The organism is Patiriisocius sp. 208BN25-11, from assembly GCF_058147145.1.
Window position 1 is genome coordinate 1 of the sequence record NZ_JBYVJY010000173.1, and the last position, 231, is coordinate 231.

Annotated in this window: 1 protein-coding gene; it reads left to right on the forward strand. The window is 35.5% G+C overall.

What is annotated here, in order from left to right; genetic code table 11:
- On the forward strand, window positions 1-231 hold a 231-nt coding region (locus ACY2RS_RS16005), incomplete at both ends, for an alpha-ketoglutarate-dependent dioxygenase AlkB family protein (protein ID WP_490099640.1).

The following is a 231-nucleotide window of genomic DNA, read 5'->3' on the forward strand; positions in this document are numbered from 1 at the left end:
TTTATTTGAAGACGAAAATCGCCTAGAGAAAATTGTATTACCCATGCCAAATGCATCGGTAAGCTACTACCCAAATTTTTCTAAAGAGCTGGAAGCACTAACATTTCAGAAAAAAATACAAGAAAAAACTGCCTGGCAAGAAGACGACATTAAACTCTTTGGAAAAGTATCTAAACAGCAACGATTAACTGCATTGTATGGAGATAAAGACAAGCCTTACTCCTACTCTAA